Origin of the sequence: Rahnella sp. RcJ3 (assembly GCF_009498575.1) — a bacterium.
Lineage (GTDB): Bacteria > Pseudomonadota > Gammaproteobacteria > Enterobacterales > Enterobacteriaceae > Rahnella > Rahnella aceris.
This window is the reverse complement of record NZ_QSNX01000011.1, coordinates 101,395-116,043: the sequence shown is the minus strand read 5'-3', so window position 1 is coordinate 116,043 and position 14,649 is coordinate 101,395. Positions and strand designations below refer to the sequence as shown.

Genomic DNA, 14,649 nt, shown 5'->3' with positions numbered 1-14,649 from the left:
ACAGTCGTGCCCGCTGCGGCATGAACGGATCTGAAACCATGAAAGAAGTCGAAAAAGCCGAGATTAAACGCCTCAGCGACATGCTGGATGCACTTAATCACAAAGATGCGACCGTGATTCAGGCAGGTAATGCTGAGTTAATCGCCAAGCACGAAGAAGAGAAAGAAAAACTGGCTGCCGAGATCGCGCGTTTGAAAGAAGTGCGTGAGAAAAAACTCAGCACCGAAGCGCAGAAGCTGGAAAAGCTGTTCAGCCGTGAAATCACCAAGAAAGAACAGGCTGATATGGGCACGCTGAAGAAAACCGTTCGCGGTATCGTGGTGGTTCACCCGATGACTGCGCTGGGCCGCGAAATGGGCCTGAAAGCGGTGACCGGTTTCGCTAAGAAAGAATTCTGAACTAACACGCCCTCCCCTACGAAGGGGAGGGTTGGGGTGGGGTATTAAAGCAGAATCAAAGAGTTGAAGTGTGCTTTGACTCGGGTTTTGTCTTTATAACCCCCTCCCAGCCTCCCCCTTCGCAGGGGGAGGAGCAAAGAAAAACCCCTCCAGCCATACCCGTTCTGTTTCTTACTTCCCAAACAATCTCCGCCCAAAATCCTCGATCTTGCGATTTACCAGCCGCATCTGCATGGTTTTACTCCAGCTCGCTGAAATCCCTGCAGCAGACATCAGACGGCGATACTGTTCCTCATCAAACGGCATGTTGAAGGCGATAGAAATCGCTTCTGCGACGGACACCTCACTGTTGCGCGTCAGCAGTTCCAGCGGCCGGTCGCCACTGACATTCCCCGTACTGACCACCCGATATAACCAGCCGCAGCGGCCGCTTTGTTGTAACAGCGGCGACAGGTTTTTGCAGTCGAGAAAATGGTTCAGTTTGTAGCAGGGCGCACGGGGTTGCGTGACCTGAATCAGCGCGTCGCCCCAGCGGAAAATATCGCCGATATACACGTTATCTTCGGTCATGCCGAGTGTCGAAAGGTTTTCCCCAAACGCAGGCGGATGAAAACGGTCCTCTTCTTCGGGAAACTGTTGGCGCAACCAGGCGTAATGCTCGCGGGGAAAATGACACAGCGCGCGGTCAGCGCCACCGTGATAAGACTTTTCGGCCTGCTGATCGTTCTCCAGCCCGAGAGGCGTCAGAGCGACAGCGCCATCAACCTGACGTTTGGCAATCGCACTGGGTGAAAAGTCGGGATAATGCTCGATGGTACCGATGTACACGTCGGGATAATGCATAAGCTCTCCGCTGCTGAAATGTCACTCGCTCAAGCATAACCTGCATTCGGCAGCGGGAGTAGAAGGAATACCTGCGCACATGCGGGGTGCGCAGGTTCATCAGTCAGAACGTTTCCCAGTTATCCTGACTGGTTTTGCCTTGAACTGGCAGCGGCAGGGCCGGACGGCGCAGCGCGGCGGATGCCGGTGCGGCCAGCATATCGCCGTTATCGGCCAGGCGGAATACCGAGACTGCCTGCGTCAGCGTCGCGGCCTGATCTTCGAGTGAATCGGCGGCAGCGGATGACTGCTCAACCAGCGCGGCGTTCTGCTGTGTCGTGCTGTCCATTTCGACAATCGCCTGCGAAATCTGGCTGATACCACGGCTTTGCTCGTCAGAAGCAGAGGCGATTTCACCCATGATATCGCGCACATGCGAGACGGATTTCACGATGTCCTGCATGGTGCGTCCGGTATTTTCCACCAGCTTCGCGCCGGTGTTAACACGTTCAACCGACTCGGCAATCAGCCCTTCGATCTCTTTCGCTGCCTGCGCACTGCGCTGTGCCAGTATGCGGACTTCCGAGGCGACGACTGAGAATCCGCGGCCCTGTTCACCGGCACGCGCGGCTTCAACCGCAGCGTTCAGCGCCAGGATATTGGTCTGGAACGCGATGCTGTTGATGACGGACGTAATTTCGGCGATACGTTTTGAGCTGCCGGAAATCTGCTGCATGGTGTCGACCACTTCGCCGACTTGTTTGCCGCCGAGCGTTGCGGTGCCCGAAGCCTCGCTGGCCAGTTTGCTGGCGTGATGGGCGTTATCGGCGTTCTGTTTCACCGTCGCGCTCAGTTCTTCCATGCTGGCGGCGGTTTCTTCAACCGCTGCGGCCTGCTGTTCGGTGCGTGAGGAAAGATCGGTATTCCCGGCGGCGATTTCAGCCGCCGCGTGAGAAACCTGTGAAACGCCGGAGCGGATTTCATAAATCATCGTACTGAGATTCTGGCTCATCGCGGACACCGCGTTCATCAGCATACCCAGCTCATCGCGACGTGTGGTTGGATGCGCGACAGTCAGATCGCCCCGCGCAATCGCCTCCGCCGTTTTCAGCGTATCGCGCAGCGGCTGGGCAATCTGGCGGGTGATTCGCCATGCAATGATAATCCCCACCAGCATTACGATCAGCGTAATCACCATCATGATCATCTGCGCATTAGTGATGTCTTTATGCGTGTTATCCAGTTCATTTTTGAATATTTTTGCGACCAGTGTGTTCATCTCAGCGGCTTTTACTGTCAGCAGCTGCGAGTTCTTTTGTTCATCTTCGTAAGCCGGCATGTAGGCCATAACGTGATCTTTATAGGTCGCCAGCGCACTCATCAGCGGGGCGAGTGTGGCCTGCTGATCCGGCAACAGTAATGCGTTCAGCTTTTTAGCATTGGCCTGCGTATCATCAATTGACTTTAACAGCCTGGCTTCCGATTCCTTGTTGATGTTGAGCAACAGGCCGCGCACGTCATAACGCACGTTGATCAGTTTTTGAATGACTTCGGCCAGTGAAAGACGAATGGAAGGATCGGCATCTTCCACACGCAGCTGATCTTGTAAACGTTTCACAACGGCTTCGGTTTCGGAAAGATTCCAGCTGGCGCGTACCGCATCTTTGCGGTCGACGGCTTCTTTAAACGCGGCTTGTGCCTGCTGATATTCATGAATTTTTACCGGCACCTGCTCCAGTTCTGCCTGGCCAGCGGCATCCCATTTCAGCTTGTCTTTCGACTGCTCAATCAGTTGCGACAGCGCGTCAATGTTGTCCTGATTTTTTTTGAGATACGCCGGATTGTAATTGAGCTGATAAAGCGTACGGCTGAGGCGGGCATCATTGAGTAATGCGTTCATCTGATTACTGAAATCGACTTTTTCCGCACGCTGACTGATGTCGTTAAATTTAATCATTCCCGCAGTGGTAATGACGGCCGCGATCAAAAGCACCAGCCCGAAACCCAGACCCAGTTTGGTGCCGACCTTGAGATTGTTCATCCACTGCGAAAGACCCGATCCGTTACTCATAATCATTCTCCGTCAAACATCCCTTTTAAATAGACATGCGTTTTTGTGACGCCTTTGTGAACAATCTATCGGTAGGTTGTTTAATAAACTTTATAGGATCTGTGGCGTATTTTTGATTAATGCGAGCGGGGTCTAATAATGGTGGGAAACGGAAGAATAATTCGCTGTAAAACAGTGATCATGCATACAAATTCAGGACATAAAAAAGGCGGGTCACTGACCCGCCATTGGCGAAAACATCATCATGCCCGCAAAGGGCGGCAGGGCGAAATTACTTCGCTTCAGCCAGACGTTTTGCTGCTTCGTCCCAGTTTACAACAGCCCAGAAGGCTTTGATGTAGTCAGGGCGTTTGTTCTGATATTTCAGGTAGTAAGCGTGTTCCCACACGTCCAGGCCCAGCAGCGGGTAACCGGAAGCGCCGGAAATGGCTTCGCCCATCAGCGGGCTGTCCTGGTTAGCAGTAGAAACAACCGCCAGTTTGCCGTCTTTCAGCACCAGCCATGCCCAGCCTGAACCGAAACGAGTGGTCGCTGCTTTCTCAAAAGTTTCTTTGAAAGCGTCAACGCTGCCGAAATCGCGTTCGATCGCAGATTTCAGTTCGCCCTGCAGGGTGGTGCCAGTTTTCAGGCCTTTCCAGAACAGGCTGTGGTTAGCGTGGCCGCCTGCGTTGTTACGCAGTGCAACTTTCTTGTCTGCAGGAACCTGATCCAGTTTGGTGATCAGTTCTTCAACCGGCAGTGCAGCCAGTTCCGGCAAGCTTTCCAGCGCAGCGTTAGCGTTGTTCACGTAAGCCTGGTGATGTTTAGTGTGATGGATTTCCATCGTTTCTTTGTCGAAATGCGGTTCGAGTGCGTCGTATGCGTAAGGCAGTGATGGCAGTGAATAACTCATGTTCATCGTCTCCATAGTGTAGGGCGGCACCGTCATTGTGAGCACCGCGTAATCAGTCGGATCATTATAGTTAATTAAATGATATTGAAAATGATTATCTATGCTCCATGCTTTGTGCGGGTACTCGTAAGCGCCTGTTATACGGGGCTTAGAACCAGATAACCGCAAACAATCCTAAATTGTCTAAAGGCACGCGGTGCTTAGAGAGAGTTAACGTAACCGCTGCGGATGCGTATACACCGTTGCCCGTCCCGGTTTACTGAAACCGACCAGCGTCAGATTGCATTTTTCGGCAACGTCGACTGCGAGCGTGGTGGCGGCGGAGACGGCAAACAGGATTTCGATGCCGCACATCGCGGCTTTCTGCACCATTTCATAGCTGGCGCGGCTTGATACCAGCGCGGCGCCGGATATCCAGTCGTTTTGTCTGGCACGCATACCGAGCATTTTATCGAGCGCCACATGACGGCCCACATCTTCGCAGCCACCCAGTAATTCACCTTCCGGCGTGATCCACGCGGCGGCGTGGGTACAGCCGGTGAGCTGGCCGATTTCCTGCACGGATTTCAGCTGGTGCAGCGCGTTGTCCAGATTTGCCAGATCAAAGGTTTGACTGAACGGCAGCGGCGCGAGCGGGCGGAATAAATCGCCTAACTGTTCGATGCCGCAGACGCCGCACCCGGTACGGCCCGCCATGGCGCGGCGGCGTTCTTTCAGCCCGGCGAAACGGCGGCTCGATAATTCGATGTTAACCTCAATCCCGTTACAGTTTGGTGTCACCTCCATCCCGTAAATATCACTGACCGATTCAATAATCCCTTCTGACAGCGAAAAGCCCAGCGCAAAGGCCTGCAGATCTTTCGGTGAAGCCATCATGACCACATGCGAAATGCCGTTATAAACCAGCGCAACGGGCACTTCCTGAGCAATCCAGTCATCTTCCGGCTCATTGAGATGTGCGCGCTGCATCACCGTTTTTTGGCTGGCTCCGATGATCTGAGTCACTTTTTTGTCATCTTTTTCGCCCAGTTCGTTTACTTGATGGACATCCATTAGCAATAACCTTATAAACATTCCGGCTACATAAGCCGTACAAAAACTATGGGTACTTGGCTTTAATTTTAACGCTTCCGCATCAGCTGCGGAAAGCGCCAATTTGAAAAGCAATGTGTTAACAGATGATGGGAAGGAGTCTTTCATGCAAGTCAGCAGAAGACAATTATTCAAAATATGTGCGGGTGGTATGGCCGGCACCACGGCGGCATTATTAGGATTTACTCCTACCATGGCGCTGGCGGAAACCCGCCAATACAAACTGCTTCGCTCCCGTGAAACCCGCAACAACTGCACTTACTGTTCCGTAGGTTGCGGAATACTGATTTACAGCCAGGGCGATGGCGCGAAAAACGTCACTGAAAATATCTTCCACGTAGAGGGTGACGCCGATCATCCGGTCAGTCGTGGCTCGTTGTGCCCGAAAGGCGCAGGCGTGCTGGATTACATCCACAGCGAAGGCCGTCTCAGATATCCGGAATACCGCGCTCCCGGTTCCGATAAATGGCAGCGCATCACGTGGGACGAGGCGATTTCCCGTATCGCCCGCCTGATGAAAGATGACCGCGACGCCAATTTCGTCGAGAAAAATGAAAACAACGTGACGGTCAACCGCTGGCTGACCACCGGCATGCTGTGTTCTTCTGCGGCCAGTAATGAAACCGGTCTGCTGGATCAGAAATTCACCCGCGCACTGGGTATGGTGGCGATCGACTGTCAGGCCCGTCTGTGTCATGGCCCGACCGTGGCGGCATTAGCGCCAACCTTTGGTCGCGGTGCGATGACGAACAACTGGGTCGACATCAAAAACGCCAATGTGATTTTAATTATGGGCGGAAATGCGGCAGAAGCGCATCCGGTCGGATTCAAATGGGTGATTGAGGCCAAAACCAAAAATAACGCTAAAGTCATCGTCGTCGATCCGCGTTTTAACCGCAGTGCTGCGGTGGCCGATATCTACGCGCCGATTCGCGCTGGTTCTGACACGGCCTTCCTGCTCGGCATGATCAACTATCTGATCACCCACAATAAAATTCAGACCGAATACGTCCTGGAATACACCAATGCCAGCCTGCTGGTACGTGAAGATTATGAATTCAACGACGGTCTTTTCAGCGGTTTTAACGCGGCGAAAAAATCCTATAACAAAGAAAGCTGGCACTATCAGCTGGATGAAAAAGGCTTCGCGAAACAGGATAAAACGTTGCAGGACCCGCGCTGTGTCTGGAACTTGCTGAAAGAGCATGTTTCCCGTTACACGCCGGAACTGGTGGAACGTCTGTGCGGTACCTCGAAAGAAGATTTCCTGCTGATCAGCTCCATTCTGGCGGAAACCTGCGCGCGCGATAAAACCTCGACCATTTTGTATGCGCTGGGCTGGACGCACCATACCGGCGGCGCACAAACCATCCGCTGTGCGGCGATGATCCAGTTGCTGCTTGGCAACATTGGTATGCCGGGCGGCGGCGTGAATGCCCTGCGTGGTCACTCCAATATTCAGGGCTATACCGACCTCGGTTTGCTGTCGCTGAATCTGCCGGGTTACATGCCTTTGCCGTCGGAAAAACAGACTAATTTCACTGATTATCTGCATCAGATTACGCCCGCACCGCTGGTGGATGGACAGGTCAATTTCTGGAAAAACACGCCGAACTTTTTCGTCAGTATGATGAAAAGCTTCTGGGGCGATCACGCCACGGCGGAAAATGACTGGGGCTTTGACTGGCTGCCGAAATGGGACAAAAGCTACGACGTGCTGCAACAGGCCGAGCTGATGACCGAAGGCAAGCTGAACGGGTATATCGTGCAGGGCTTCAACCCGCTGGCGGCCTTCCCGGACAAAAACAAATCCTCGCGTGCACTCTCAAAACTCAAATACATGGTGGTGATCGACCCGCTGGTGACTGAGTCCTCAAACTTCTGGCAAAACCACGGTGCAATGAACGACGTGCAGACCGCCGATATTCAGACCGAGGTGTTCCGTCTGCCGTCTTCCTGTTTTGCAGAGGAAAACGGTTCGATTGTGAACTCCGGTCGCTGGCTGCAATGGCACTTCCAGGCCTCTGAGCCACCGGGTGAAGCGCTGCACGACGGCAAAATTATCGCCCGTCTGTTTATGAAACTGCGTGAGCTGTACCAGAAAGAGGGCGGTGCCAATCCGCTGCCGGTAATGAATATGGCGTGGGATTATCAGGATCCGCTCGACCCGCTGCCGGAAGAAATCGCCCGCGAAGCCAACGGCAATGCGCTGGCTGATATTCATGATGACCAGGGCAATCTGCTGGCGAAAAAAGGCCAGCAACTTTCGACGTTTGCCCATCTGAAAAATGACGGCAGCACCGCCAGTTTCTGCTGGATTTACACGGGAAGCTGGACGGAAGCCGGTAACCAGATGGCGCGCCGCGATAACGCCGATCCTTCCGGTCTGGGCTGTACGTCCGGCTGGGCGTGGTGCTGGCCGCTCAACCGCCGCATTCTGTATAACCGTGCGTCCGCTGATCCGCAGGGCCAGCCGTGGGATCCGAAACGCGAAATCATCCGCTGGGATGGCGCGAAGTGGATTGGTTTTGATGTCCCGGATTACAGCACCGCCGCACCGGGCTCCGGCGTCGGGCCGTTCATCATGCAACAGGAAGGCGTCGGCCGTTTGTTTGCCACTGACAAAATGGCCGACGGCCCGTTCCCTGAGCATTACGAGCCGATCGAATCGCCGATTGGCACTAACCCGTTGCATCCGGCGGTGATTTCCAATCCGGTCGCACGCATTTTTGCCAGCGATTTGCCGAATATGGGCACCGCCAAAGACTTCCCGTATGTGGCGACCACCTATTCGATCACCGAATTGTTCCGCCACTGGACCAAACACGCGTTGCTGAACGCCATTGCGCAGCCAGAACAGTTTATCGAGATCGGCGAAGGTCTGGCCGCCTCGAAGGGCATTGCGCAGGGCGATGAAGTGAAAGTGTCTTCGAAGCGCGGATTCATCGTGGCGAAAGCCGTGGTGACCAAGCGCATCCGGCCACTGACCATCGACGGTAAGCACGTTGATACCATTGGCATCCCTTGCCACTGGGGCTTTGAAGGCGCGACGCGTAAAGGTTATTTAGCCAACACGCTGACGCCGTCAGTCGGTGACGCTAACTCGCAAACGCCGGAGTTTAAGGCGTTCCTGGTTAACGTGGAAAAGGTCTAACGGAGGCGAATTATGGCAATGCAATCACAGGACATACTTCGTAAGTCCGCAACCAACGGGTTCACGCCAGCGCCGCGTGCCCGTGATCATCAGCAGGAAGTGGCGAAACTCATCGATGTCACCACCTGCATCGGCTGTAAAGGCTGTCAGGTCGCCTGTTCCGAATGGAACGACCTGCGCGATGACGTCGGGTTTAATACTGGCGTTTACGATAACCCGATGGATCTCAGTGCGAAATCCTGGACGGTGATGCGTTTCTCCGAAGTGGAACAAAACGGCAAGCTGGAATGGCTGATCCGCAAAGATGGCTGCATGCACTGCGCCGATCCGGGCTGCCTGAAAGCCTGTCCGGCGGAAGGCGCGATTTTGCAGTACGCCAACGGCATCGTCGATTTTCAGTCAGAACATTGCATCGGCTGCGGTTACTGCATCGCCGGTTGCCCGTTCAACATTCCGCGCATCAACCAACAGGATAACCGTGCCTACAAATGCACGCTGTGCGTTGACCGTGTGAGCGTCGGCCAGGAACCGGCCTGTGTGAAAACCTGCCCGACGGGTGCGATTCATTTTGGCACTAAAACCGCGATGCAGGATTTGGCCGCAGAACGCGTCAGCGAGCTGAAAGGCCGCGGGTTTGAACATGCCGGTTTATACGATCCGCAGGGCGTTGGCGGCACGCACGTGATGTACGTGCTGCATCACGCCGACAATCCTGAGCTGTATCACGGCCTGCCAAAAGATCCGGCCATCAGCGCGGCGGTTACCTTGTGGAAAGGTGTCTGGAAACCGCTGGCCGCCGTCGGCTTTGCAGTGACCTTCGCCGCGGCGGCATTCCACTTCCTCGGCGTGGGGCCGAATTACGTGAAAGAGGAAGAGCATACGGAAGGGGAAGATAAACATGACGATGAGGAGAAACGCTCATGAAAAAAGAGAAGTTAATCCAGCGCTATAACCTGGTGGAACGTCTCAATCACTGGATCGTGGCGTTTTGTTTTGTGACGCTCGCGCTCAGCGGCATCGGCTTCTTTTTCCCGTCGTTTAACTGGCTGATGAACGTTTACGGCACCCCGCAACTGGCGCGTATCCTGCACCCGTTTTTCGGCGTGGTGATGTTCGTCTCTTTCCTCGGTATGTTCTTCCGCTACTGGAAGCACAACCTGCCGGAAAAAGATGACATTGTGTGGGCGAAAAATATCGGCAAAGTGCTGACCAATCATGAAGTCGGCGACACAGGCCGCTATAACTTCGGCCAGAAATGCGTGTTCTGGGCGGCGATCAGTTGCCTTGTGCTGCTGATGGCGAGCGGCGTCATGATCTGGCGTCCGTGGTTTGCTGGTTACTTCCCGATCCCGCTGATCCGTCTGGCGCTGCTGGTGCATTCACTGGCCGGTATTGGCCTGATTCTGGTGATCATCATGCACGTCTACGCGGCGACCTGGGCGAAAGGGTCGATTTCGGCCATGACCGGCGGCAAAGTGCCCGCGTCATGGGCGAAGTATCACCATCCGCGCTGGTATCGTCAGGTGCGTGCTGAAGAGCTGAAAAAAGAACAAGATAAGAGGAAAGCCGGATGAGCATCCAGATTGTTCAACAGGACGAACTGACAGACGGTAAAACCACGGCGGGGAACATCCCGCCGGTACTGTTCGCCAACCTGAAAACACGGTATCAGCGCCGCGCCGATCGTCTGCGCGCGCTGGCTGAAAACAGCCCGCTCGACGGATATCTGAACTTTGCTGCGGCGATTTGCGACGCCCAGCAGCGCGTGCTGAAAGAGTTTCCGCTCAGTATCGACCTGAGTGGCGAATTAGAAAAAGCTGCCGGTAAACCGCCACTCGACTGCCGTCTGTTTCCGCGCACGCCGCACTGGCTGACCTTGCTGGATGCGCTGATCCTGGTGCTCAAACATGGCGCATCAGAGCCGGTGTCCGGCGTACTTGAGCGCCTCGAACATTCCCCGAGCCTGCAGCGGGAAATGATGGCGACGCAGTTGCTGAATCAGGATTTCAAACACGTTCCGGCCGATGAAGCCCCGTTTATCTGGGCCGCATTGTCGCTGTACTGGGCGCAGATGGCGGCGCAGTTGCGGGGTGTCGGGCGGGCGGATTATGGCGAAAATCGTCAGTTCTGCCCGGTCTGCGGCAGTATTCCTGTGTCTGCGGTGATCAATGCCGGTGGCCTGCGCTATCTGCACTGCAATCTGTGTGAAAGCCAGTGGCATGTGGTGCGCGCCAAATGTAGCAACTGTGATGAAATGGAGCATCTGAACCTTTGGTCTATCGACGATGAGCAGGCAACGGTGAAAGCCGAAGCCTGTGACGATTGCGGCGCGTATCTGAAACTGATTTATCAGGATAAAGACCCGCAGGCTGACGCTGTGGCGGACGACCTCGCCACGCTGCTGCTCGATGACCGGATGGAAGATAAAGGTTTTTCCGGCAGCGGTATCAACCCGTTCCTGTTTCCCGCCGGGTAACCTGTAAATCTGGCAGCCGTGACTGGTAAACCCCGGCATGGCTGCTAGCTTTAAAAGAGGTTCCGGCGAAAACGAGGAGGGTCTGATGAAATTGATCGGCAGTTATACCAGCCCGTATGTACGCAAAATTTCTGTGATGTTGCTGGAAAAAGGCATCCCGTTTGATTTCATTAATGACACCCCCCACGAACCTGGCTGCAAAATCACGCAGTACAATCCTCTCGGAAAAGTCCCCGCACTGGTCGCCGATGATGGCGAAATTTTCTATGATTCCCCGATCATTGTGCAGTTCATCGAACTGATGAATGTCGCGCCCACGCTGTTGCCGTGGCAGCCGCTGGAAGCGTTACGCGTGAAGCAAATTGAAGCGCTGGCCGACGGCGTCACTGATGCTGCCGTGGCGCTGGTGCTGGAAGGCCGCCGCGATGCCGATAAACGTAACGAAGCCTGGGTTTTGCGCCAGCGGGAAAAACTGCTGCGCGGGCTGGATGCGCTGGAAAAGCATGCGGCAAACCGCACATTGCTCAATTCTGAAAGCCTCAACGTGGCCGATATTGCCGTCGCCTGTTGTCTGGGCTATCTCAACTTCCGGCGTATTGCGCCGGGCTGGTGTGTCGAGCATCCCGAACTGGTAAAACTGGTTGAACGCCTGTTCCAGCGCGAGAGTTTTGCGCGCACCACACCCCCCGGAAGTGGTAACGCCAGCTTTGCAGCGAAAAAGGTGTGAGGCCGCTCGAAGACTTCTCTTTACAATCTGCCGGTGAGATTTTTAAAGCCTAAGCTTTGTGCAGCGCTCTGCTAATCCCTGTTGCATAAAGGAGTTCCATCATGGCCTATGATAAAAATCCTCATGCCGTCAAACCGGAAGAATACGGTTTCCCGCTGAAACTCAAAAAACAATACGACAACTTTATTGGCGGTGAATGGGTCGCGCCGGTAAAAAAAGAGTATTACGACAACCTGACGCCGGTTACCGGCGAAGTGCTGTGTAAAGTGGCCAGTTCCAGCACCGATGACGTCGATCTGGCGCTGGATGCCGCCCATCAAGCCAAAGACGCGTGGGGAAAAATGCCGGTGCAGCAGCGTGCAAACTTACTGCTGAAAGTCGCCGATCGCATGGAACAAAATCTTGAACTGCTGGCAAATGCCGAAACCTGGGATAACGGCAAACCGATCCGCGAAACCAGTGGCGCAGACGTGCCGTTAGCCATCGACCATTTCCGTTATTTCGCCTCCTGCGTACGCGCACAGGAAGGCGGGATCAGCGAAATCGACAGCGAAACCGTGGCCTATCATTTCCACGAACCGCTGGGCGTGGTGGCACAAATTATCCCGTGGAATTTCCCGCTGCTGATGGCGTGCTGGAAAATGGCACCGGCGCTGGCGGCAGGTAACTGCATCGTACTCAAACCGGCCAAACTGACGCCGCTGTCGGTTCTGTTGCTGATGGAACTGGTGCAGGACATTCTGCCTGCTGGCGTCATTAACGTGGTCAACGGCGCGGGCGGGGAAATCGGCGAATATCTGGCGACCTCCAAACGTATCGCCAAAGTCGCTTTCACCGGTTCGACGGAAGTCGGCCAGCGGATCGCCGGCTATGCTGCACAAAACCTGATCCCGGCTACGCTGGAACTGGGCGGTAAATCGCCGAATATTTTCTTCGCCGACGTGATGGATAAAGAGGACGAATTCTTCGACAAAGCGCTGGAAGGGTTCGCGCTGTTTGCCTTCAATCAGGGCGAAGTCTGTACCTGTCCGAGCCGTGCGCTGGTGCAGGAGTCCATCTACGAACGCTTTATGGAACGGGCAATCAAACGCGTGGAAGCGATCAAAACCGGTAACCCGCTGGATATGGAAACCCAGATGGGCGCGCAGGTGTCTGCCGGACAGATGAAAACCATTCTGGATTACATCGAAATCGGTAAAAATGAGGGCGCGGAAGTGCTGACCGGCGGTGCGAAGAAGAAACTTGAAGGTTCGCTGAACGAGGGTTATTACCTGCAACCGACCATCTTGCTGGGTAAAAACAACATGCGCGTCTTCCAGGAAGAAATTTTCGGACCGGTGCTGGCGGTAACGACATTCAAAGATATGGATGAGGCGTTACAAATCGCCAACGATACGGCTTACGGGCTGGGGGCGGGTGTCTGGAGCCGTGACGGCAACGTGGCGTATCATATGGGGCGCAACATTCAGGCTGGCCGTGTCTGGACCAACTGCTATCACGCCTATCCGGCACATGCGGCGTTCGGCGGTTACAAACAATCCGGTATCGGGCGAGAAACCCATAAGATGATGCTGGATCACTATCAGCAAACGAAATGTTTACTGGTGAGTTATTCGAGTAAACCGATGGGGCTTTTCTGATTCTGAGTTGCCATTAATACCCCACCCCAGCCCTCCCCTTCGCAGGGGAGGGGGCAGGTCGGCGTTTTTACTCCTCCCCCTGCGAAGGGGGAGGCGGGGAGGGGGTTTTGCAGGCGACTCAGTACGAAATCACACCACGCTGTTCGGCGGCAGCACCACCTGACGGCTGCGCAGGAAAACCACCACCAGCGCCAGCCAGGCGAGGCCGCTGATCAGGTTGAACATGTTAAACATCCCCGCACCGCCTTCGACATAAGCCACTTTTGCCAGCTCAATCCCAACCGTGAAAATCATCATGCTGATAACGCCCATGGCGGCGGAGACAGTCCCTTTGCTCATGTCGCTGGAGAACAGCGTCAGGCGGTACAAACCGGCATTCGCCACACCAATTCCGAACGCATACAGGCTCAGACCGGCGGTCATCCACAGATAGGCATGCGCAGAAAACATCGTAGCCACCGCAGCGATCAGCAAACCGACCACCATCGGGCCTGCGCCCAGTTTAATCAGATATTCGACGGTACGTTTGCCCGTCAGGCGCGCCAGCGTAACGTTACCGATAATCAGTGCGCCGAAAATCGGCACCTGTAACAGGCCATAATCGTAAGCGGCTAAGCCTTCGCCGCTGATTAAAATCACCGGCGACTGTGCAATCCATGTCAGCAACGGCAGGCTGGCAAAACCAATCGCCAGCGCGCCGCATACGAACTGACGGTTCTTCAGCACGTGCTTGTAATCGCGCAGCAGGCTTGGCATCGAGAACGGTTCGCCAAGGCGGGAAGCTGTTTCCGGCATCGATTTCCACAATCCCCATAGCGCGATAGCGGCGAGCACGGCGAAAATTACAAACATCGACTGCCACGGGGCAATGTGGATCAGCGCCGCACCGGCCAGCGGCCCGAGCAGCGGGGCAATCAGCGCGACATTCGCCATCATGGCCGTGATTTTAATACACACCGATTCTTCGAAGGATTCCTGTATCGCGGCGTAGCCGACGGCGCCGATAAAGCACAGGCTGATGCCTTGCAGGAAACGCATCACCATAAACTGTTCAATGTTTTGTACGAACAAAATGGCCAGACAGGTGATGATGAAAAAGCTCACGCCCGCCAGCATGACCGGACGACGCCCGCGCCTGTCTGACAGTGGCCCGAGCAGCCATTGCAGGAACATGCCGCCAGCCAGATAAGCGGTCATGGATGTTGGCACCCATTCTTCCCCGGCATTAAAATTAGCCACGACGGCCAGCATGCCCGGTTGGATCATATCGTTACCGATATAAGTCGCGAATTCGAACAGCACCAGGCACAGAGGGAACAAAAGCGCCTGCCGACCCAGAAGGGACGCAGTATTTGGAGAATTATGCATTTTAGTTAT

Annotated in this window: 12 protein-coding genes; 7 read left to right on the top strand and 5 right to left on the bottom strand. The window is 54.8% G+C overall.

Annotated features, from left to right (window positions below):
* Positions 1-38 precede the first annotated feature (38 nt).
* Complete coding sequence (locus tag DXU84_RS15775; protein WP_013573390.1) at positions 39-398, top strand: YibL family ribosome-associated protein; 360 nt, start codon at positions 39-41, stop codon at positions 396-398.
* Positions 399-569: 171 nt separating this feature from the next.
* On the opposite strand, the gene yiiM is transcribed toward DXU84_RS15775, so the two are convergent.
* The 4 genes from yiiM to fdhD form a co-directional block, all read right to left on the bottom strand.
* Complete coding sequence (gene yiiM, locus DXU84_RS15770) at positions 570-1,241, bottom strand: 6-hydroxyaminopurine reductase (RefSeq protein ID WP_013573391.1); 672 nt, start codon at positions 1,239-1,241, stop codon at positions 570-572.
* Between the two features lie 103 nt (positions 1,242-1,344).
* The gene (locus DXU84_RS15765; RefSeq protein ID WP_134706462.1) at positions 1,345-3,291 is read right to left on the bottom strand and encodes a methyl-accepting chemotaxis protein; all 1,947 of its coding nucleotides are present in this window, start codon (positions 3,289-3,291) and stop codon (positions 1,345-1,347) included.
* Positions 3,292-3,562: 271 nt separating this feature from the next.
* A complete protein-coding gene (gene sodA / locus DXU84_RS15760; protein WP_013573393.1) occupies positions 3,563-4,183 on the bottom strand; it encodes a superoxide dismutase [Mn] in 621 nt (206 codons plus the stop codon).
* A gap of 210 nt (positions 4,184-4,393) precedes the next feature.
* The gene (gene fdhD, locus DXU84_RS15755) at positions 4,394-5,236 is read right to left on the bottom strand and encodes a formate dehydrogenase accessory sulfurtransferase FdhD (RefSeq protein ID WP_112151992.1); all 843 of its coding nucleotides are present in this window, start codon (positions 5,234-5,236) and stop codon (positions 4,394-4,396) included.
* Between the two features lie 145 nt (positions 5,237-5,381).
* On the opposite strand from fdhD, the gene fdnG reads away from it, so the two are divergent.
* The 6 genes from fdnG (at position 5,382) to DXU84_RS15725 (ending at position 13,272) form a co-directional block, all read left to right on the top strand.
* Positions 5,382-8,429, top strand: coding sequence for a formate dehydrogenase-N subunit alpha (gene fdnG, locus DXU84_RS15750; protein ID WP_153376191.1), 3,048 nt, complete (start codon positions 5,382-5,384; stop codon positions 8,427-8,429).
* A gap of 12 nt (positions 8,430-8,441) precedes the next feature.
* Positions 8,442-9,353: a formate dehydrogenase subunit beta gene (gene fdxH, locus DXU84_RS15745; RefSeq protein WP_013573396.1), complete on the top strand. Its 912-nt coding sequence runs from the start codon at positions 8,442-8,444 to the stop codon at positions 9,351-9,353.
* A complete protein-coding gene (gene fdoI / locus DXU84_RS15740; RefSeq protein ID WP_013573397.1) occupies positions 9,350-10,003 on the top strand; it encodes a formate dehydrogenase cytochrome b556 subunit in 654 nt (217 codons plus the stop codon). The genes fdxH and fdoI overlap by 4 nt, the downstream gene beginning before the upstream one ends.
* The gene (gene fdhE / locus DXU84_RS15735) at positions 10,000-10,905 is read left to right on the top strand and encodes a formate dehydrogenase accessory protein FdhE (RefSeq protein WP_153376189.1); all 906 of its coding nucleotides are present in this window, start codon (positions 10,000-10,002) and stop codon (positions 10,903-10,905) included. The genes fdoI and fdhE overlap by 4 nt, the downstream gene beginning before the upstream one ends.
* Positions 10,906-10,990: 85 nt before the next feature.
* Positions 10,991-11,632: a glutathione S-transferase gene (locus DXU84_RS15730; protein WP_013573399.1), complete on the top strand. Its 642-nt coding sequence runs from the start codon at positions 10,991-10,993 to the stop codon at positions 11,630-11,632.
* 101 nt (positions 11,633-11,733) lie between these two features.
* The gene (locus tag DXU84_RS15725; RefSeq protein ID WP_013573400.1) at positions 11,734-13,272 is read left to right on the top strand and encodes an aldehyde dehydrogenase family protein; all 1,539 of its coding nucleotides are present in this window, start codon (positions 11,734-11,736) and stop codon (positions 13,270-13,272) included.
* Between the two features lie 129 nt (positions 13,273-13,401).
* Here DXU84_RS15725 and DXU84_RS15720 read toward each other — a convergent pair whose 3' ends face one another.
* The gene (locus tag DXU84_RS15720) at positions 13,402-14,640 is read right to left on the bottom strand and encodes an MFS transporter (RefSeq protein WP_013573401.1); all 1,239 of its coding nucleotides are present in this window, start codon (positions 14,638-14,640) and stop codon (positions 13,402-13,404) included.
* Positions 14,641-14,649: the final 9 nt, after the last annotated feature.